Raw genomic sequence first — 18637 nt, forward strand, 5'->3', positions numbered from 1 at the left:
AATAGATGAAAATACAGCGTATATTATATAGTATAATTTTACTGTTGCTTAGCTCAACCGCTCAAGCCCAACATATCCAGCCCTCTACAAAGGAAACACTGGACAAGTTGGAGAGGTTACAATTGGATAATCAGTCGGCAGAAGCCCTCAAAGTTTTAAAGGCACACATTACGAGGACAACTCCCGCTGGCGATCTGGCCTATTTATACGCACACCAAAGCGGCATATATGCATCAATGGACAGTCTGTTGGTTGCAAAACGGCTCATTGACCGGAGTATGGAGCAAGCAAAAAAATCGAAAATAAATACTTCTTTAGCTGTCGCTTATCGGGCAAAAGCCTTTTTGTATAACGTCATGAATACTCCAGATTCGGTAGTTAAAAGTGCACTGGAAGGATTACGACAGGTAGAAAACATTGACGATGACCTTCCTACAAAATATCATCTCACCTATATGTTATATAGCGCTTACAGCAACTGGGAGGATGCTGAAAAAATGGAGTACTACATCCGTAAAGCAGAGCGTTATGCCTTAAAAGAAAAGAACTTCAATCTCCAAGCCAATGTCAATAACGGGATTGCAAGCATGTACTTGACACAGTATAAAAAGAACAAACAACAGAATCTACTCGATAGTAATATTTATTATTTGAAAAAATCTTTTGCGCTTCTGCAGAAACATCCGGCTGAAATTACGGGCAACACCTTTGCGATTACCTGCATCAATCTGGCGAACTATTACCTGGATTATTCATCAGAAAAACTTTCTACCCGGGAACGTAAAGCTTTTCAATATCTCCAGCTTACCGAAGAGAAACTCAAAGCTAAAGAAGCGACCTCTGAAAAATGGATGAATGTGTTTGGAATTAAAAGTGGTTTTGCAAAAAAGCAGGGAAATTTAGCGCTTTCCGAACAATATCTATTACAAGGGCTCACCCGGTTAATGAGCGCAAAGGGCAATTATTATAAATTAGAGTATGCCATGAATAAAGAGCTCGCTGATCTCGCCCAAAAAAAAGATGATACAAAGTCTGCCTTATCCTATCAGCAAAAAGCGGAAGGCTTATTAAAAAAATCATTCAACGAACAACAGCTTTTCAATGCACAGAAATTAGATGTACAATACGAAACCGCTAGGAAAGATCAGGAACTGCAACTTCTCAAGGAGCGTGAATCGTTTAACCGCAAACAAAAGTATCTCTACGGTGGAATCGCCCTTGCTCTACTTTTTGGGTTGGTGTTTATGTTTATTTCCTATCATTTCAAGCTGCGTTACTCCATCGAGCGGGAGAAGAAACTAGCCAAAGAAAAAGAAGATGCGCAACAACAGGCACTGATGCAGCTTCAATTAGAAAAAGAAGAGCAGGCACGTCTCAAGGTCGAACAGGAATTATTGGATCTGCGAAAGCAACAATTGGAAAAAGAAGCATTAGCAAACTCTTTAATTATCGACCGCAAAAATGACACACTAAAGCTAATCCAAAATAAAATCCAAAATGGCCAAGCCGGTAACATACAGAAACTAATCAAAGAGGAAATGTTACTACAATCTGATTTTGAAGACATAAAAATGCAGATTCAGGACTTGCACCCCGATTTTTTTAACCGCTTAGGCGAAAAAGCTATTCAAAAGCTCACGCCACTTGATCTGAAATATTGCACATATCTCTACCTTAAGATGTCTACCAAGCAAATCGCTCAGGCACTGCACGTAGAGCCACAAAGCGTACGGATGTTCAAATATCGGCTTAAACAGAAATTTGGACTTGGAAAAGAAAAGGACTTGGAAGATTTTTTAGCGGAATAGGCTTTGCCTATTCTCTGAAAAATAAATAACGAACACATCCGGCTGATAGAAATTAGCACTATTTATATAATGTTTAATTGTTACTGCTTCCTCGTGTAAGATTTGGATACTTTGGGGTCGAAAAACCTTAAACTTACATATATCCAGATCATTACCATTTATAAAATACTAGATACTTTGATGTGCTTCAATATTTCGTGTACTTGGGCCTTGGCCTGCCGATCGTTCCCAGGATAGGTGAAGTTTATTTTGAGGTATTGTCCTGATCTGAAGTAAGTTTTAGCCACGCCTTTTATACGCCCACCGACTTCCTGCTCTTCGTAATACACATGCTGTCCGTTCGCGTCATACGCCATGAAGTGCTGATTTGTGTCATCAAACGCATGCCGGTCGTCATCAGTGTCTTCCAGCTCGGTATAAAGTTCTACCTCGCCGCCCGGCGTATCATAACTAAAAAAATAGTCGCCCTTCACCGCTTGTGGAGCGAGCTGGAAAGGCGTGTCCTTGATCTTCAGGTGTACCTTGTTAAGCAAGTATCGCTCCTCTGGGTAAATGCCAATAAATGGATCCCTCCAGAAAGTTTCCGGTGTTTCGACCGGTTTTAACTGTGCGACCGTTGCCTGCTGCCATTCGACTATGCCTAGACCCAGCTGTTCATTTACGGCATTTAATTTTGCTAACGTAGCCGCCGTGTCGAATGGCAGAAGCGGGATAGCTGCTTCAAAAATGAGATTATCTTTTTGATAAAGCCCTAATAAGCATTCTCCCCGAGCCGAACTTGCCCAATAGATCCCCGTTTTATATGTATCCGTTTTGGCAAAAATCCCCGTTTCGGTCAGAGTCGCACTATAACGATTCATCCCCGCATCGACTCCATCAAAAGCAATGTTTCCACTCTCACTATAGTGTTGATCGAGGAAAATCTCTTGTGCATCATATAGCAACGTGGCATGAAGGAATAAGTCACCCCAGTCCGGATCCTTAAACAAGACCGTTTCCTGCTGGTATATCGGGTTATTAGCGCTGTTATGGGAATACTCAAGAACTCCAATAGCATTATTGTATCGCCCCATATAGGGAAATACTTGCGCTGCATTGGTAAATACCATCTTATCATCGTCACTTTGAGAGAGTTCGTTGGAAAAAGGAGCCTTGCGGAGCCATGTAGCAAGGTCTTTTCCGGTGAGCTGCGCAATCTCATCAGGCCATTCGAAATCCCGTGTTTCCCGGTTACAGCTCGCCAATACTAAAAAAAATAACATTATACTTAATTTGTTTAGTTTCATATCAATTTGATTTATAATCGTCCATCCCTCGATCGGGAGGCTTTTTATTCTGCTTCGACACATAAATACCATGCGTTTAGCGCTAGATTGCACCCATATTTCTGATACCGTTCCTGGCGTAATAGGATAATAGGTCTAATTTTCATCTTTTTATTGATTACACATGACCATGCTTTGATCGCTTTACTGAGGCAGAAACATTGCGTCGAACCCGACGCTGCCAGCAGCTAAACCCTACGCTTCGTTTACCATGCTCAGAACCAACGTCCTTCCCTTAGTGAGATTTGCCTCCATCATCCAGTGGTCGCGAAGCGTAAATAAATACTATAACTTTTGCTAGGGTCTATCAACAACATGGTGGCTCCAGCTTTTCATTACAAAGATGAATATAAACGGCAATAAATATAAGCAACAAAGAATCTACCACTCGGTGCGATAGTATATACAAAACGTCTACGCACGCTACCCCATAGCTGAAAACTATGCAATATTCCCGCACGACCGGAATGCCTAATTCTACCACGGTTCTCTGTTTATTGCCCGGCCGTGTACTCCGGTCAACAACCTTCACGGCGAATGCAATATCTTGCTCTTTCTCGAACATTTCCGAACGTTAACGTCTGATCGCCGTAGAAAGTGACTTTTTCTTGGCTGTGCCTCGGTGCCCATTCGCCGTTACATCGACACCAGGACCATTATCTGCATTAATGCTGCATGCTTAATTTAAGCAAAAAAGGTACCGGCGATACCCGTACCTGAATCATTATGCTGGTTCAGTTGCGATTTAAGACCCCAACTCCCTGCAAACATCTTCGACAGTAATAGGAGTAATATATTTAAGGTAATTATGATCACGCGCCGGCCCTCCTACTCTGCCCGAGATTTCTACCACTTCCCCGGAACTGAGCTCCACTACGTTCAACTGTTGTAAGTTCATGATTTATTAATTTTAATACGTGAATAAAATAAATAAAACTTGTATTTGTTGCACAACATTTCTAAGATACTAAAGGAGAGATCGCATTCGAAGGCACAATTCAGAAACGTAGTAATCAATCCGTAACGCAGTCCATTTGAGTATGGATACGTAAAAAAAAGGTACGCCCCCCGCCGTACCTAAATTATCAAGCGGAAACATATGTTGCCAGCCCTGAAGCTTCCTTAGTGTTGCGAGTGTCTCCGCAAAGATTTCAGCACCAAACTCCCTAATAACGTCAATATTGGTAATAGGCTTGATACAGCCACCGATTGTTTCAACCAACTCGTTGGCGTTAAGCTACACTACATTCAACTGCTCTAAATCCATAATTTTGTGATTTTAAAATTCTTTTGCTGCACAACGACTCGAAGATAATGAAGCATAGATCATACTACGCGACAAAATTCAGAACCGTCGCAGCAACTCCGAAAAGTGCACCTATTGGGTTTATATACGTTTCAAACAAACTGTAATAAATAGTGTATTAATGGTTTTATAATCAATATATTACACCATATTCAACAGTGCATACGCCCGTGTTCCTAAAAAACTTAACGCGAGAGCGTGATTACTTCTCCATCCTGAGGAATTATTAATTTGTCTGTACCGATACTCAGTTCGGTAGCTTTCTTACTTAAAGAGACCCTAGTTGTACGGCAATGATCTAAAGCATCCATATGTACCGCGATAACCTTGGCATTTCCACTTTCACCTATTAAAGCCGTTGTTTGGGACTCCTCCATGAGAATTGGTGTATCTTCATAACCTTGAATGAGTGCTCCCCCGGAATTAACAACAATATAATGGGGTTTAAATTTTTTAATAGTCTCTTTGATCTCATCTGTCAAAATTGCGTCACCAACAATGTACACGATCGGCAAATTCTCTCCCTTCAATATAAATCCAGATGTCTTTCCCATCATCTTCAACACCTCACCGCTACCATGCTGCGCCTCTATCCTAGTTATGTTAATATCATTCCAAAGCATAGTACTATCTAAAGCAGTAGCGTTACTAAAACCCTCTTTTTCAAAAAAAACTGTATCCGCGGGCTGGTTTATCAGCCTTATGGACTTACTAAGCGTTTTACTCGCTTCTTCGTCAAAATGGTCTGCATGGGTGTGAGTCACTAAGACCAAATCTACATCGTCAACGATTTCATTTATTGGTAACGGTAGATCAACCGTGGGGTTTGTTTGGATTCCTGCCCAAGACTCAATCGCTCCTTTTGGCGACAACATAGGATCCACTAAAATCTTTTTCCCACCATACTCAATGATCAACGTTGCATTTCTGACTAATTGAAGGGTGGGTTTAGTATCCCGTTTACTTTGTGCAAATGACGAGATAGCCGACAGCACAATCGCTAATGCTAAGATTACTTTTTTCATAAATTTATATTTTGTTTCTTATAAAATTCGCGCTCATTTGTTAAATTTTTCGAGCAACGACTTCGGTACAAAGATCGGAACAGCGAACTATCTGTAAGATATCAATCACCTACCAATTACTACCATTTTGATAAGATGAGTCCCAAACAGAGCGTTAATATCAATACGTTTTTTAAGATATATATTTTCTAACTTTGTCCTTGAAAAGATATAATATGAAAACGATTAAGTTTCATAAAACTGAATGTGGTGTTGATTTTCTGTTAAATGTGCTAACGGAAAAGGATATTGATTATGCTGATATCGGTACTTTCGACACCGATTATTTCGAGATTCTATTTTTTAAAGAAGCAAAGGGCTCCCTCATTCTAAATCAGCAAGAGATCGAACTGAAAGCGGGTTCGATTATTTTCATCTCACCGTTTCAAAAGCGGCAATGGAGATTAGATACGGGTAATATTCAAGTTACGACCTTGATTTTTCAAGAAGCCTTTTTAAATGACTTCTTCGCCGACAAATTATTCACTTATCGCTTACTGTATTTTTATCAATTGGTACATCCTCTAGAAATGAATATAAACAAGGATGAACTACTGAAATATTGTAACCTGTTAGCAGAGATTAAAATGGAGCTGTTGAACAGTGAAACCGATAGTGCGCATATTATTCGTTCTTTGTTATATTATCTGCTACAAACACTGAATCGGCGATATGCAAATCAACACGGTCTGTCGCTGCTGAAATCAGGCAATAATGTTGCTTTGCTTTTCAAGAATTTGATGGAGATTCATATCAAGGAAAAACAGCGGATTGGAGATTATGCTGACATGCTGGGGGTTAGCAGAATTTCACTGAACAAAGCGGTCAATGCTCAATTTAACACTACTGCAAGCCAACTACTAAAGCAGCGCCTTCTTTTTGAAATACAAAACTTGCTTCTTCACTCGAACAAAACTATTAACGAGATAGCCTACGAGCTTAATTTTTCTGAACCGAACCATCTGATGAGATTCTTTAAGATGCAAACCAATCAAACGCTCACGCAGTTCATCAACAATTCCCCGAAGACATCACAGTAGAAACTGAAACATTAAAGGAAAGTGGTCAAACCCATCACTTGAAATCTTTTCAGGGATGGATTGTGCGGGGGCGTATGTTATAGAATTCAAAGCTTGTAATGCGACATTTCTTTTAACAAATGTATATATAACACAACACGTTAACATATGTTAAATAACTGATAATGTAATATTTACTTGTTATTTTTAATCAGTTTAGAAAGAAAAAATCATTACCATTATCGACTATGAAGATATTTTCTAGCAACCTGTTGCTGATCGCCACTGCCATCCCATGCCTTCTTAACAGCTGTAATTATGATGATGCTCCCGAAACGAAAAGTAGCAAATCAGGAAGTTCCTTCTCGCTCTACGCCCAAGCCATTCAAGACTCGTTTGAAATAATTGTCCAACTTCCACTGTCCTATGGTCTCCAGAGCTCTAAAATAAAATATCCGGTGTTGTATGTAACGGATGCGGACCTTTATTTTCCGATGTTGGCACCCGCGGTTCACCAATATGAAGAAATCGGCTTGCTGCCACCTGTTGTGCTTATCGGCATTGGCTACGGTTCCATTCAGAAGATGGACTCCTTACGGACGCGTGATTATCTTTACCCTGCCGCAATACCTTCAGATGAAATGCAAGCGCCCGGTGGTGGACTGGAATTCTATAATTTTATAACAAAAGAACTGATTCCAATCGTAGATAAACGGTTTAGTACCGGTGACCACCGATTGTTATTAGGACATTCGTTCGGAGGCAATTTCGTTCTTTTGGCTCAACAACAGCAGCGTAAGTTAGGCAAGAAGCTGTTTCGAGGTTTTGTCGCAGCTAGCCCAGCGCTTTGGTATAATGATTTTTACTTACAGCAACAGGAAAAAATGCTCAAGGAAACGCATCCGAAAATCGATCTATTTCTAAGCGTCGGAAAAAGCGAAGATAAGCAATGGAACATCGATCCGGTGCTCCAGTATCAAAAAGTGCTAGATAGCTTGGGGCGTGATTCTCTAAAACTCTCTACGGTCGTATATCCGGGCCTAACACATATGGAAACTGGTCTATTTTCGATGTTGCAGGGTGTTATTGCACATAAGTTTGATGGCAGCAAATAAGAAATTCTTCACCAATACATGAGCGAATCAGTCAGAAATAAGAACCATTACAACCTATTTAAAAAACAGTTGTAGTGATTCTTTGATAGTAAATTTAGTGTTTCATCTTTATTTTCAGTTAAACGACTGTCTAAATTTTAACGGTGAAACCTTTGTCTTAGTTTTGAAGAGCTTACTGAATGATTGGGGATGCTCAAAACCAAGTCCGTAGGCAATCTCACTTATAGATAAATTTGTCGTGGAGAGCATTTCTTTCGCTTTCTCAACTAATTTTTCGTGAATATGTTGCTGTGTATTATGTCCAGTAAGCGTTCTAAGTAAACTGCCTAAATAACTCGGCGACAGGTTCAAGTTATCAGCAATGTATTGAACCGTCGGTAAACCCGCCGAAATTAGTTTATCGCCATTAAAGTAGTTTGTCAATAAATTTTCCAGACGTTCTAGAATTTCGTGATTGGATTTCTCTCTTGTAATAAATTGACGGTTGTAAAACCGTTTGGAATAGTTGAGAAACGTTTCAATTTGGGAAACGATGATCTCTTTGCTAAACTTGTCAATATTCGATCTGGTTTCCTGCCTTATATTTTCTACAATCCCATTTAACGTTGCCTCTTCTCTTTCGGATAACTGTAGTGCTTCATGTACTAAGTAGTCAAAAAAATCATAGTGTTTTATACTTTTTGCGAGCGGCGTGTTCCAAATAAAATCCGGATGTATGAGTAGCATCCAACCGGATATATCTTCGTATGTTTCTTTTCCGGTAATTTTAACACTGAGAACCTGGTTTGGTGCCATAAAGAAAAGTGTTCCCCCATCTTCAAAATCGTATTGCTGCTGCCCATACTTATACTTTACGCCTTTCATATGTTTCAAGGCTACAAAATAAAAATCAAATACAGCATTTAAAGTCTTTCCATCCGGTAAGTCGATGAAATCCTCCTTTGTTACTATGCTTAACAAAGGGTGTTCAGGTTTGGACAAACCTCTTAACCGATGAAACTCACTAATCGATTTTATCCGGATTGGTTTTGTATTTACCATATTCAAAGATAATTAATATCGATTGTAAACTTTTGCGAAGTCTTCTGCAAACGTTCTTAATTTTGTTTTCCCCAATTCAGGCCGGTGCTTTAGGTAATTATCAAATATTCTTCCACTATGCGTTTCCGCGTGCATTCTTACGAATTCAGTCGCTAAATGTTGTGGGAACCCGGATTTAATCAAACCGTCTAATAGCTGGTCATCTGGAAGTGAAATCCATTTGAGATCAGGCTTGCCGATGGCGTCGCCTAAAATCTTTGCAGCCTCATCGCAGGTCAATTCATCACTTGCTATATAACGAGTTTTTCTTCCCCGAAATGCTGTAGTTAGTTCTTCAAATGCTACCTCCGCGATATCATTTGGCGATACAAACGCGATTTTATCACTCCCGCCGTAGCCAGCCATTATTACGCCATGTTCTTTTATACTATCAATATCATTGTAGAAATTGGTATAAAAGGAACCGGGACGCAGTTCTACAACTGTTCTATCCGATAATTGGTTAAGAAGGAAAGAGTCTTTTACCTCCGCTGCCCAACCAGTTAGAAATATAATTTTCTCAATCCCGTTTTGCTTGATGGCCTGTACATAATTGGTCTCAATTTTCATGAAATAAGCCCTCTGGTCTTGTTCCATAAAATTGAACGGTATCATACAATACACGGTGTCCGCACCCGCAAAAGCAGTTGTTAGAAAATCAATATCTTCCAATGAACCAATAGCTGGTTTTGCACCAATAGTTTCAATCTCTACCTGTTTGTCAGCTTTGCTGCTGATCACCGTTACCGAATGTCCTTTTGCTATCAATGCTGTAGCAAGTGGTTTGCCGATGTTGCCCAATGAGCCTGTTAATACAATATTCATATCCTGTCTTTTTTGTTACTACAAAAGTGCGCAGATGCCAAAAAACAGAAATAACCAAAACGACTATTTTTGAAGCCGAAATGAGCAGTCTTTGTAAGCAGTCAACCAATATCGGCAGCTGAAATCCAACCGTAATACCCAAGCATAGTATTATTTTCAATCTCCAATATGTTGATTTCCGTTTCTATGTTCTGTCATTTTCCCTTGTAAAATCGGTCCATTGTACTTATCACTTTTGCTTAAATCAGTAATCTATCTTTCGGGTTGTTTCACTACTTCGTTTTATTTAATTCAACAAAATAACGATCTTCATTATTGTGACTTTTCGGAGCTATCGCTAAAATTTTAAGGATTTCTGTGTCTGTATTAGCGAGATGATGTATAACCAATGGATGAATTGTAAATGCATCACCAGATTTTAGTGTTCGTATTGTGGTATTTTCACCACCATTAGTTTTTCCTTTAAATAAACTTGTTTCAATGGATGCTTCTCCGGAAAGAATATAATACATTTCAATCCCCGCTTGATGATAATGTGCAGGCAATGCTTGATTTTTGCTTAATTCAATGATAAATAATGACATTGTATCATTCCCCGTTAAATGTGCTACTTTTTGCATCATTAAGACGTCTTTTGATACCTTTCTAAGGATTTCAAATCCGTTTACAATTTCAATCATTTTTATATGTGGTTAAAGGTCTGCATTTCTCCATGTCCGAAAGACCAATTTTCTTTTTCATTTTCAATCAATGAAATGATGATGTCTTGTGGGTTTATTTTTGCCGAATATTCAATATTATCAGATATACGTTTATATAACCGTTCCTTTTGCGTTATCGTTCTGCCTACAGCAGCAATAATCTGTATGAAAATTATTGCTGCTGTATGTTTTATATTCAGGTACTCTTTGGGGAACCGGAGTTGTATAGGGGGCAGTTTTTCAATAATATGAAAATAGTCATCTTTAGGGATATTAAATTCCTGTACTAGTGCGTTATGGATAGCTTGCGAAATATAAGTCTGTGTTTCTAATTCGTAGCTTTCTGACAAGGTTATTCTTACTAGAGGCATTGTAGATTATTTGATGTTACAATGCAAAATTCCGCAAGATAAATCACTTTATACCTTGACGTATGTCAAGACTTTTTAGTCTCGATAAGGTTTCTGGACGAATTTTAAGATAGGAAGCAATTAAATGCTGAGGAAAATCTTGCTCGATATTTTTTCGATAAGAAATTAGTTCTGAATACCGTTCTTTAGCTTTGAGCTTGACCAAAGAAGTTTCTTTAAAACATTTGTTGATAAACAATTGATCCGAAATGTCCTTAAACAGAACGGCCCACTCCTGTTGGTTCATGAACGCACTATACATTTCCTTATCAAGCGTATAGACGATTGCATCTGAATAGGCTTTTATATATGCAGGTGATAGAATATCTCCAAGAAAACTCCGATAGGATGTAATGACACTGTTTTGAGTATATAGCTCATTGACAATGAAATTTAGGTTTGCATCTTCAAAATATGAATAGAACGTACCGCTTTCAACTATACCAATGTATTTGCATACTTCATTTTCTTCCACAAAGAAATCTCCTTTTTTAAAGGATAACTTCTTCCCTACACTTTTAATCATGTCAATATTTCTATTTGAAAGCATTTTTCATCCTATATTTAGAGATTTACGTTTTTAGTTTTCAATAGAAAAGATATTTAAATAATGCGAAATCTTATAATTAACCGTTCAAAGGTACGATTTAGCAATAAATTACTTTTTATATAAAAGTATCAAAATGGACAAAATATATTTATAACTATCTAAAAAATCACAGGGATACTATTTTCATTGAATACGATATAATTCCACGACAAGTATGGGCTGAAAGAGGACGTAAAGGGTTTCCGTTATACTATTCAGTTAAAGGTCGGATCTCTTTATTTGGACGTTCAATAAGCTAAATATTAATCTGATCCAATTTTTGTCATGTACTTAGGAAGGGTATATATTCTTAACACACTTTCTACTGGAATAGATATTACTTAGGTAGCCATAGATAACTATTTTTAATAGCAATGCGGGATGATAGCTGGAGGCTCCTTTGCTGTAATAAGCATTTAATAAAGAACCCGTCCACATTGATGGAGTCAACCACTTGATTGACAACACGGGCAGGGTGGTTTTCCGGAATCAACTTCTCCAGTGTCGGAGGAAGCGTTATAAGTTGATTCTGATAATGTGCCTTAAAAGTGGGGCTTTTATTACCCAGTCATCTGATTTTTACGCTATAAACATGTGAAAATGAGGAGATTAACGTGTGTTTTCCGAAAGAAATATATACAAAAAAAGAACTGTATCAATGATTTATGACACAGCTCCTTTTTATATTGTGTTAAAACAAAGTTAAACCGTTTCCTGGTTTAAGCCTTGTTTGTAGACTGCTTTCTTAACTTGGATACGACGAGTTACAGACCTTTTCTCGTATGCTTGGCGTGAACGTAGTTCGCGCAAAACCCCTGTTTTTTCGAATTTCTTTTTGAAACGTTTCAACGCTCTGTCTAAAGATTCTCCTTCTTTGATGTTTACGATAATCATGTGCTTAGTATACCTCCTTTCGTGCCTTTTTTAATTTGTGATGCAAAGATACGTTAAATGATATCGCCATCAAAGAAATATAGATATTATTTAAAGCGAGAACTTCTCGATTAGTAGCTCTAAAGGTTCTTCTGTCGTGCACAGTGCGGTTTGAAACCCTAGCTCCATTGCTTTATCTAAATGTTGCGGGCTATCGTCGATAAATAACGTCTGCTCAGGAACGATATTATTTTCATCGATCAGTAGCTGGAAGATCGCTTTGTCCGGCTTCCTGAGCCCCACCTTGTGCGAATAATAGGTTTTCTCAAAAAAATGTTCGTTGCTCTCAACGCCATATACCTCGCGAATATGCCCCATGCAATAAGAATAATGTATCACGTTATTATTGCTCAACAGAAATGTTCGATATTTATCATGTAGATATTCCAACATGCCATGTCTACCCGGAGGCACCCCTACTAATAATGAGTTCCACGCCTCATCAATCGCCGCGTCCGTTAAGGACGAATCGCCCACGATGTGACGAATTCGAGCGCGAAACTCAGAAGCAGTAATTTCTCCCCTATCAAACTCATCAAACAATGGGTTTTGGGTCCGGTGCCCAAAAAAATCATCTATGTTTTTGATCCCCAATCTTCTAAAAGATTCCTGGACTCGATCAAAGTCTATCATAAAGATGACATTGCCATAATCAAGAATAATATTTTTAATTTTTTGCATCGAAAATTTTGTTTTCTCACTACAAATATCGATAATTGCATCGTCAAAAGCGAGTCGATGATCAACTTTTGACGAAAGATCAAAGCGCGCCTATAGCTCAGTTGGTTAGAGTAGAAGACTCATAATCTTTTGGTCCCTGGTTCGAGCCCAGGTGGGCGCACTCATCGAAAAGTCGTTTTTCTGTACAGGAAAACGACTTTTTTCGTTTCTTAGGGCACTTTAGGAGCATGTGCCCTACGCTGGGTCGGATACCCCGATACGGTGTGATTTACATAGTTTTTTGTTGAACTTCACGTAAAACCGTTACAAATACGTTACGGAAAATTTTGCGTGGCAATTCGAAAGAATTATGGCAACCGTTAGCGCCAAGGTGTTCGAACACCACAAGAAAACCGATGGAACGTACAATGTCAAAATCTGTATCCATCACAAAGATCAAAGAAGGTATCTTGACACGAATCATTTCGTCGTCAAGAAACAATTGACCAAGGATTTTAAAATCAAAGATCCTTTCATCGCGGACAAGGTCGAGCAACAATTGCGGGACTATCGCAAAGAAATTAGCGAATTGGATGATAAACTTGATTTCTTTACAGCCGAATCGTTAAGAGATTATCTGCGCGACAAAAATGAGGATATTGATTTTATTAAGTTTTGCAATTCACATATCGAACGGCTAAAGAAGGAAAGTAGAGCCGGAACAGCAGCTACGCATCGAGTAGTCCGAAACAGTCTTGTAGATTATTTAAAAAGGGATTCAGTGTCTATCAATGAAATCCATTCAAATATGCTTGTGGCGTATGAACGTTACCTAAGATCGGAAAGAACGATGACACGTTATAATCAAGATAGTAAACCTGTTGTTACCACGGAGAAAGGTTTGTCTAATAGTGGGCTACACAACCACATGCGTGATTTACGGACATTATTCAATGCCGCACGAGAACTTTATAATAATGAAGATCTCGGAATATATCGTATCAAGCACTATCCATTCAAGAAATACAAGGTTGGTTCTCCACCCCTAACCAAGAAAAGAAATAATACGCTTGAACAGGTGTTGACTATACGAGATTGTGTCACCAAGCCCGGAAGCCGTGCTGAATTGGCCAAGGAACTTTACATGCTTTCATTCTACCTCTGCGGAATGAATGCCGTAGACCTATACCAAATAACAGAGCGTGACATTAGAAATGGTCGCGTCGATTATAATCGTTCTAAAACAGAGGCCAAACGCAAGGACAACGCATTTATCAGCATTAAGATTGTTGATGAGGCAAAGCCTCTATTGGAAAAATATATAGGTAAATTCTCTCTTCGCTATTCCAGTTGCGATTGCCTCAATTGGGCATTGTGTAAAGGCATGGAGCAATTGCGCAAGTTGACCGGAATACCCGAACTCACTTTGTATTGGGCCAGACATACATTTGCCAGCACAGCGAGGAATGATTGCCGTATGAGTAAGGATGACGTGGCCCTTGCACTCAATCACGTCGACGAGGGCAATCGCACGACGGATATTTATATTGCTAAAGACTGGAAAATCGTGGATGACGTACAGCGCAAGGTTGTTGCACAGCTTAAAAAGACCGAGGGTTGGATATTGACTCGACAACAAAAGAAAAATAAAACTGATAAAGTAGCTGCTTAAAAAGCAATCGAATTACATGAGGTGAATTTCCTCATGTAATTCGTCATAAATATTTATAAGATGTAAATTTGATAGATATGAGAACAGTAATTTGGTTTTTTATTACTTGCATCATTGCGACGTTCGGATTTTTTGCTGCTTTGAGTATGGAGAATCCCTGGCCGGGATTTGCAGTTGCTTTTGGTGTTTGGCTGATTTTTATATATAAGACAACGAAGCCGAGGCAGAAAAATTAGTGATTACTACTCTCCCCGTTCAGCTATCTTTTGTCTTAACGCTCTTTAGAAAGCGTCCCAGGGAGGCTTTCACTTGATTCGCACCATAATAAGGAGTGACTTGCATTTACCGTATCTAAAGATTTAAGGAATTACAACACAACATAATGGAATAGTCAACTTTCAAAATAACTCCCACTTAAAAGCTCTGTTGAAATGAAGTAAACAAAACCATTTTTCAGTATCTTTGCGGTAATGAAACATCTGTCATTCATATTTGCATTAATGGTTCTGGCCTTATCGACGATACCAAGCTTTATGGAAGATAAATGTTTTGACCAAACCCATAATACGACCGTCGACCAAGAACAGAATGATGACGATTGCAGCACGGAATGTTGCTCGCCTTTTTTCTCATGCACTACCTGTATCGGATTCGTTTTAACCTCGTTTCATTTTGCAATTGCACTTTCTTCCAAGCAACCTGAAAAGAAATTAGGTAAAACAACAGCTAATCCAATTTCCAATTTCCCCTCTTCCGTTTGGCATCCTCCCAAACTTGCTTAACTCAATACGCTGTGCTACAGCACAAAAATTGTTGTTAGCAGTTTTCATATTTATCATTTATTTATTATTAAGAGCCATCTTCAATGAAGAGAATATTATTGGTGCCATTTTTTACGGTACTCTACCTTTGTGTATATGCACAAAACACATTAAATGCTGTCGTCAATAACAGGGAGACAAAGAAGCCTTTAGTCGGCGTAACCGTATCTATAAAAGGTACTCCAATCGGGGCGACCACCAATGAAAACGGTCAGATTCAATTGACAAACATTCCGGATGGACGGCAGGAAATCTTGTTTAGTTATGTCGGCTTTGAAGAACATATCGAAATTTTTGAGTTTCCAATAACGAACACCAACATTATTGAAATTCTACTCATAGAAAATTCGGAGGAGCTGGAGGAAATTGTTATCTCTTCCACGAGAAGCACGAGAAGCATTCAAAATATCCCTACCCGAATTGAATTTATTGGAAGTGAGGAATTAGGCGAAAAAGGCAATATGAAACCGGGAGATATCCGGATGCTTTTGGCGGAGAGCACAGGAATTCACGTACAGACGACGTCGCCAACAAGTGCCAATGCCAGTATCCGTATTCAGGGACTTGATGGAAGATATACGCAAATTTTGAAAGACGGCTTCCCTATTTATTCCGGTGCTTCAAGCGGATTAGGATTGTTGCAAATTCCACCACTTGACCTCAAACAAGTGGAAGTCATCAAAGGTTCTACATCTACGCTATATGGAGGCGGAGCAATAGCGGGATTAGTCAATTTGATTTCCAAAACGCCGACCTATGAGAGAGATTTGCGTTTTCACCTCAACGGAACATCCGGCAGAGGTCTGGATATAAACGGCTTTTACGGGCAAAGGTTTGATAAAATTGGGACTACCATATTTGCCTCCCATAACCGTAATGCAGCGTATGACCCCGCCAAAAATGGATTATCTGCTATTCCTCAATTCGAACGATATGTGCTGAACCCGAAGCTCTTCGTTTATTTTAATGAAAAGACGAAACTAAACTTCGGCGTCAATGCAACGATTGAGAACCGTATAGGGGGTGATATGCTTTACATCAAAGGAAACGGAGATAATACACACCAATATTTCGAGGAAAATAAAACACAACGCTATTCCATACAATTCGCATTTGACCATATCATTAATGAAAACAATTTTATCCAAGTCAAAAACAGCGTAAGCTATTTCAATCGAAACACAACCATTCCAAACTATCAGTTTGAGGGAACACAAACGGCATCGTTTACTGAAGCCAGTTACACGAACAGTACAGAAAATATAGAATGGGTAGCAGGTATTAACCTGTGGACGGATAATTTCAAGGAAAAGGAACTAACCGCATTTCCGCTTAGGAATTATAATCAGACCACGTTTGGTGCTTTTGTACAAAACACATGGAAAACCACGGATTGGCTGCAATTAGAAACGGGTTTCCGTACAGATTACGTCATGGACTATGGAGCAGTTTTTTTGCCAAGAGTTTCAGCTTTATTCCACGTTGTCGAGGGTTTGACCTCACGGGTTGGGGGTGGGTTTGGGTACAAAACACCCACCATTTTCACGGAAGAAAGCGAACGTATACAATATCGAAACGTTATGCCTATTGATGAGGGAACCAATACCTTGGAAAAAAGTTATGGAGCAAATGCGGACATCAATTACAATACTAACATCGGCGAGAATTGGTCCTTCAGTATAAACCATTTGTTCTTTTATACATATTTGGATAATCCGTTGTTACTTGAAAGCCCGTCTACTGACTTCTTTCAGTTCATTAATTCACCGGGCTACATACACACCAAGGGAACGGAAACGAATATTAAAGTCGGCTATGATGACCTGAAATTGTTTTTAGGTTACACTTATACAAATGCCCGATTGCACCAAAATGGAACAACTGTAGAAAGCCCTTTAACGCCAAAACACCGTATTAATTCCATCCTAATGTATGAGGTAGAAGACAAATGGAAAGTTGGTCTGGAAGCCTATTATTTCAGTCCTCAAAAACTGAACAATGGAACTACTGGTAAAGATTACCTTATTACCGGGTTTATGGCTGAGAAGATTTGGGAAACGTTTTCTCTATACATCAACTTTGAGAACTTCCTTGACGTCCGGCAGACACGTTTTGACACCATTTATACAGGGACGATTACCAATCCCGTTTTTAAAGATATCTATGCCCCATTAGATGGGTTTGTAATTAACGGTGGAATAAAATTTAGCCTTTAAAAGATGAAAAAGACCACATTCAACATAACCAAAATGGACTGTGCAAGCGAGGAGCAGTTAATCCGTATGAAATTGCAAAATTTTGACACGGTGAAATCCTTGGATTTTGATATACCTAATAGAAAATTAAATGTCTATCACAGTGGCGTCCCTAAACCGATTTTATTGGCATTGGAAACATTGAACCTGAATACATCAATTATTTCAACTGAAGAAAGTGATTCAGTTGTCGAGATAGATACGGGCAACGGCCAACGGAAGCTACTTTGGACAGTACTCATTATCAACTTCGTTTTCTTTGGATTGGAAATGTTGTTTGGTATCTTTTCGAACTCAATGGGCTTGGTAGCGGATAGCCTGGATATGCTTGCTGATAGTATCGTTTACGCATTGGCATTGTTTGCCGTTGGGGGGACGATCGCAAGAAAGAACAACATAGCCAGATTTGCGGGGTATTTTCAAATCGTCTTAGCGATTATTGGTTTTGTTGAAGTTGTCAGACGGTTTATCGGAGAGGAAAGCATGCCGGACTTTCAAACGATGATAATCGTTTCTGTTTTGGCATTGATTGCAAACGTACTTTGTCTCTATTTACTGCAAAAAAGCAAAAGCAAGGAATCTCACATGCAAGCCTCTATGATTTTTACTTCAAACGACGTGATTATCAACTCCGGTGTTATCGCGGCCGGCCTTTTGGTCAATTGGCTAAATTCAAGTTATCCCGACCTAATCATCGGAGCAATCGTATTTGTAATTGTGGCACGAGGGGCTTATCGGATTTTGAAATTAGCGAAGGGATAAGGAGTAATTGCAGGTAAGAAGTGTGTGACGGCATTTCTTATCTGCAAAACTAATTTGCAATGACTTAATCATCGCTTATAAATAGCATCAATAGCGGTGCTTGCCAAAGTACCGCTATTTACCTGTGCTACTACTCAATTTATCCAAATAGCTTCCAATATCTAGAAGTCGAAAAGACCGCGGGAAGAGGGGCGTCGTTGTATGTCCATACTTATGTTCTTGCCCATTTTGATCTCATTTCCGGCGGTTTCTATAGTCTATAAAAGCCTGCTTGAATCTAAGCACCGGTAGT

General features: G+C 39.1%; 19 protein-coding genes and 1 tRNA gene. 8 read left to right on the forward strand and 12 right to left on the reverse strand.

The features are described 5' to 3' along the window. The first annotated feature begins 5 nt into the window (after positions 1-5). Positions 6-1808, forward strand: a complete 1803-nt coding sequence (locus tag FM107_RS08335) for a hypothetical protein (RefSeq protein ID WP_086948057.1) — start codon at positions 6-8, stop codon at positions 1806-1808. A 158-nt stretch (positions 1809-1966) separates the two neighbouring features. Here the strand turns inward: FM107_RS08335 and FM107_RS08340 are convergent, their stop codons facing one another. The 4 genes from FM107_RS08340 to FM107_RS08350 form a co-directional block, all read right to left on the reverse strand. Next, a complete protein-coding gene (locus tag FM107_RS08340; protein WP_143559453.1) occupies positions 1967-3094 on the reverse strand; it encodes a hypothetical protein in 1128 nt (375 codons plus the stop codon). Between the two features lie 784 nt (positions 3095-3878). After that, positions 3879-4031 carry a hypothetical protein gene (locus FM107_RS19510; RefSeq protein WP_179204435.1) on the reverse strand — a complete coding sequence of 51 codons (153 nt, stop codon included), beginning with the start codon at positions 4029-4031 and terminating at the stop codon, positions 3879-3881. Between the two features lie 69 nt (positions 4032-4100). After that, entirely contained in the window at positions 4101-4355 is a 255-nt protein-coding gene (locus FM107_RS08345; protein ID WP_086948059.1) for a hypothetical protein, read from the reverse strand. A gap of 269 nt (positions 4356-4624) precedes the next feature. Next, positions 4625-5464: an MBL fold metallo-hydrolase gene (locus FM107_RS08350; RefSeq protein WP_086948060.1), complete on the reverse strand. Its 840-nt coding sequence runs from the start codon at positions 5462-5464 to the stop codon at positions 4625-4627. A 215-nt stretch (positions 5465-5679) separates the two neighbouring features. Between FM107_RS08350 and FM107_RS08355 the strand changes: the two genes are divergently transcribed. Continuing rightward, complete coding sequence (locus tag FM107_RS08355) at positions 5680-6543, forward strand: AraC family transcriptional regulator (protein WP_086948061.1); 864 nt, start codon at positions 5680-5682, stop codon at positions 6541-6543. A gap of 227 nt (positions 6544-6770) precedes the next feature. Next, positions 6771-7637: an alpha/beta hydrolase gene (locus FM107_RS08360; protein ID WP_086948062.1), complete on the forward strand. Its 867-nt coding sequence runs from the start codon at positions 6771-6773 to the stop codon at positions 7635-7637. 114 nt (positions 7638-7751) lie between these two features. On the opposite strand, the gene FM107_RS08365 is transcribed toward FM107_RS08360, so the two are convergent. The 8 genes from FM107_RS08365 to FM107_RS08400 form a co-directional block, all read right to left on the reverse strand. Beyond that, positions 7752-8678 carry an AraC family transcriptional regulator gene (locus tag FM107_RS08365; protein ID WP_086948063.1) on the reverse strand — a complete coding sequence of 309 codons (927 nt, stop codon included), beginning with the start codon at positions 8676-8678 and terminating at the stop codon, positions 7752-7754. 12 nt (positions 8679-8690) lie between these two features. Beyond that, complete coding sequence (locus tag FM107_RS08370) at positions 8691-9542, reverse strand: NAD(P)H-binding protein (protein WP_086948064.1); 852 nt, start codon at positions 9540-9542, stop codon at positions 8691-8693. Positions 9543-9814: 272 nt separating this feature from the next. Further along, a complete protein-coding gene (locus FM107_RS08375) occupies positions 9815-10222 on the reverse strand; it encodes a cupin domain-containing protein (RefSeq protein WP_086948065.1) in 408 nt (135 codons plus the stop codon). A 2-nt stretch (positions 10223-10224) separates the two neighbouring features. Continuing rightward, on the reverse strand, positions 10225-10614 hold the full coding sequence (locus FM107_RS08380) for a tautomerase family protein (RefSeq protein ID WP_086948066.1): 390 nt from the start codon (positions 10612-10614) through the stop codon (positions 10225-10227). A 43-nt stretch (positions 10615-10657) separates the two neighbouring features. After that, positions 10658-11179, reverse strand: a complete 522-nt coding sequence (locus FM107_RS08385; protein WP_086948067.1) for a Crp/Fnr family transcriptional regulator — start codon at positions 11177-11179, stop codon at positions 10658-10660. 354 nt (positions 11180-11533) lie between these two features. Then, the gene (locus tag FM107_RS08390) at positions 11534-11680 is read right to left on the reverse strand and encodes a transposase (RefSeq protein WP_086948068.1); all 147 of its coding nucleotides are present in this window, start codon (positions 11678-11680) and stop codon (positions 11534-11536) included. 264 nt (positions 11681-11944) lie between these two features. Next, a complete protein-coding gene (rpsU, locus tag FM107_RS08395) occupies positions 11945-12136 on the reverse strand; it encodes a 30S ribosomal protein S21 (RefSeq protein ID WP_086948069.1) in 192 nt (63 codons plus the stop codon). 90 nt (positions 12137-12226) lie between these two features. Beyond that, positions 12227-12856, reverse strand: a complete 630-nt coding sequence (locus tag FM107_RS08400) for an HAD family phosphatase (RefSeq protein ID WP_143559455.1) — start codon at positions 12854-12856, stop codon at positions 12227-12229. An 86-nt stretch (positions 12857-12942) separates the two neighbouring features. On the opposite strand from FM107_RS08400, the gene FM107_RS08405 reads away from it, so the two are divergent. The 5 genes from FM107_RS08405 to FM107_RS08425 all read left to right on the forward strand — a co-directional run bounded on the left by FM107_RS08405 (position 12943) and on the right by FM107_RS08425 (position 18345). Next, positions 12943-13016 (forward strand) — tRNA-Ile (locus FM107_RS08405). 189 nt (positions 13017-13205) lie between these two features. Next, positions 13206-14507: a site-specific integrase gene (locus FM107_RS08410; RefSeq protein WP_086948070.1), complete on the forward strand. Its 1302-nt coding sequence runs from the start codon at positions 13206-13208 to the stop codon at positions 14505-14507. Between the two features lie 533 nt (positions 14508-15040). Then, positions 15041-15289, forward strand: coding sequence for a hypothetical protein (locus tag FM107_RS19695; RefSeq protein ID WP_256959426.1), 249 nt, complete (start codon positions 15041-15043; stop codon positions 15287-15289). Positions 15290-15372: 83 nt separating this feature from the next. Next, a complete protein-coding gene (locus FM107_RS08420) occupies positions 15373-17544 on the forward strand; it encodes a TonB-dependent receptor (RefSeq protein WP_086948072.1) in 2172 nt (723 codons plus the stop codon). A 3-nt stretch (positions 17545-17547) separates the two neighbouring features. After that, positions 17548-18345 (forward strand): cation diffusion facilitator family transporter, encoded by a 798-nt coding sequence (locus FM107_RS08425; protein WP_086948073.1) that lies wholly within the window; start codon positions 17548-17550, stop codon positions 18343-18345. Positions 18346-18637 lie beyond the last annotated feature (292 nt).

Origin of the sequence: Sphingobacterium sp. JB170 (assembly GCF_900163865.1) — a bacterium.
GTDB lineage: Bacteria > Bacteroidota > Bacteroidia > Sphingobacteriales > Sphingobacteriaceae > Sphingobacterium.

What these genes read in the sequence shown, in the direction of transcription:
- FM107_RS08335 (WP_086948057.1), top strand. Translation starts at nt 6, where the DNA reads ATGAAAATACAGCGTATATTATATAGTATAATTTTACTGTTGCTTAGC.
- FM107_RS08340 (WP_143559453.1), bottom strand. Translation starts at nt 3,094, where the DNA reads ATGAAACTAAACAAATTAAGTATAATGTTATTTTTTTTAGTATTGGCG.
- FM107_RS19510 (WP_179204435.1), bottom strand. Translation starts at nt 4,031, where the DNA reads ATGAACTTACAACAGTTGAACGTAGTGGAGCTCAGTTCCGGGGAAGTG.
- FM107_RS08350 (WP_086948060.1), bottom strand. Translation starts at nt 5,464, where the DNA reads ATGAAAAAAGTAATCTTAGCATTAGCGATTGTGCTGTCGGCTATCTCG.
- FM107_RS08355 (WP_086948061.1), top strand. Translation starts at nt 5,680, where the DNA reads ATGAAAACGATTAAGTTTCATAAAACTGAATGTGGTGTTGATTTTCTG.
- FM107_RS08360 (WP_086948062.1), top strand. Translation starts at nt 6,771, where the DNA reads ATGAAGATATTTTCTAGCAACCTGTTGCTGATCGCCACTGCCATCCCA.
- FM107_RS08365 (WP_086948063.1), bottom strand. Translation starts at nt 8,678, where the DNA reads ATGGTAAATACAAAACCAATCCGGATAAAATCGATTAGTGAGTTTCAT.
- FM107_RS08370 (WP_086948064.1), bottom strand. Translation starts at nt 9,542, where the DNA reads ATGAATATTGTATTAACAGGCTCATTGGGCAACATCGGCAAACCACTT.
- FM107_RS08375 (WP_086948065.1), bottom strand. Translation starts at nt 10,222, where the DNA reads ATGATTGAAATTGTAAACGGATTTGAAATCCTTAGAAAGGTATCAAAA.
- FM107_RS08380 (WP_086948066.1), bottom strand. Translation starts at nt 10,614, where the DNA reads ATGCCTCTAGTAAGAATAACCTTGTCAGAAAGCTACGAATTAGAAACA.
- FM107_RS08385 (WP_086948067.1), bottom strand. Translation starts at nt 11,179, where the DNA reads ATGATTAAAAGTGTAGGGAAGAAGTTATCCTTTAAAAAAGGAGATTTC.
- FM107_RS08390 (WP_086948068.1), bottom strand. Translation starts at nt 11,680, where the DNA reads ATGTGGACGGGTTCTTTATTAAATGCTTATTACAGCAAAGGAGCCTCC.
- rpsU (WP_086948069.1), bottom strand. Translation starts at nt 12,136, where the DNA reads ATGATTATCGTAAACATCAAAGAAGGAGAATCTTTAGACAGAGCGTTG.
- FM107_RS08400 (WP_143559455.1), bottom strand. Translation starts at nt 12,856, where the DNA reads ATGCAAAAAATTAAAAATATTATTCTTGATTATGGCAATGTCATCTTT.
- FM107_RS08410 (WP_086948070.1), top strand. Translation starts at nt 13,206, where the DNA reads ATGGCAACCGTTAGCGCCAAGGTGTTCGAACACCACAAGAAAACCGAT.
- FM107_RS19695 (WP_256959426.1), top strand. Translation starts at nt 15,041, where the DNA reads ATGGAAGATAAATGTTTTGACCAAACCCATAATACGACCGTCGACCAA.
- FM107_RS08420 (WP_086948072.1), top strand. Translation starts at nt 15,373, where the DNA reads ATGAAGAGAATATTATTGGTGCCATTTTTTACGGTACTCTACCTTTGT.
- FM107_RS08425 (WP_086948073.1), top strand. Translation starts at nt 17,548, where the DNA reads ATGAAAAAGACCACATTCAACATAACCAAAATGGACTGTGCAAGCGAG.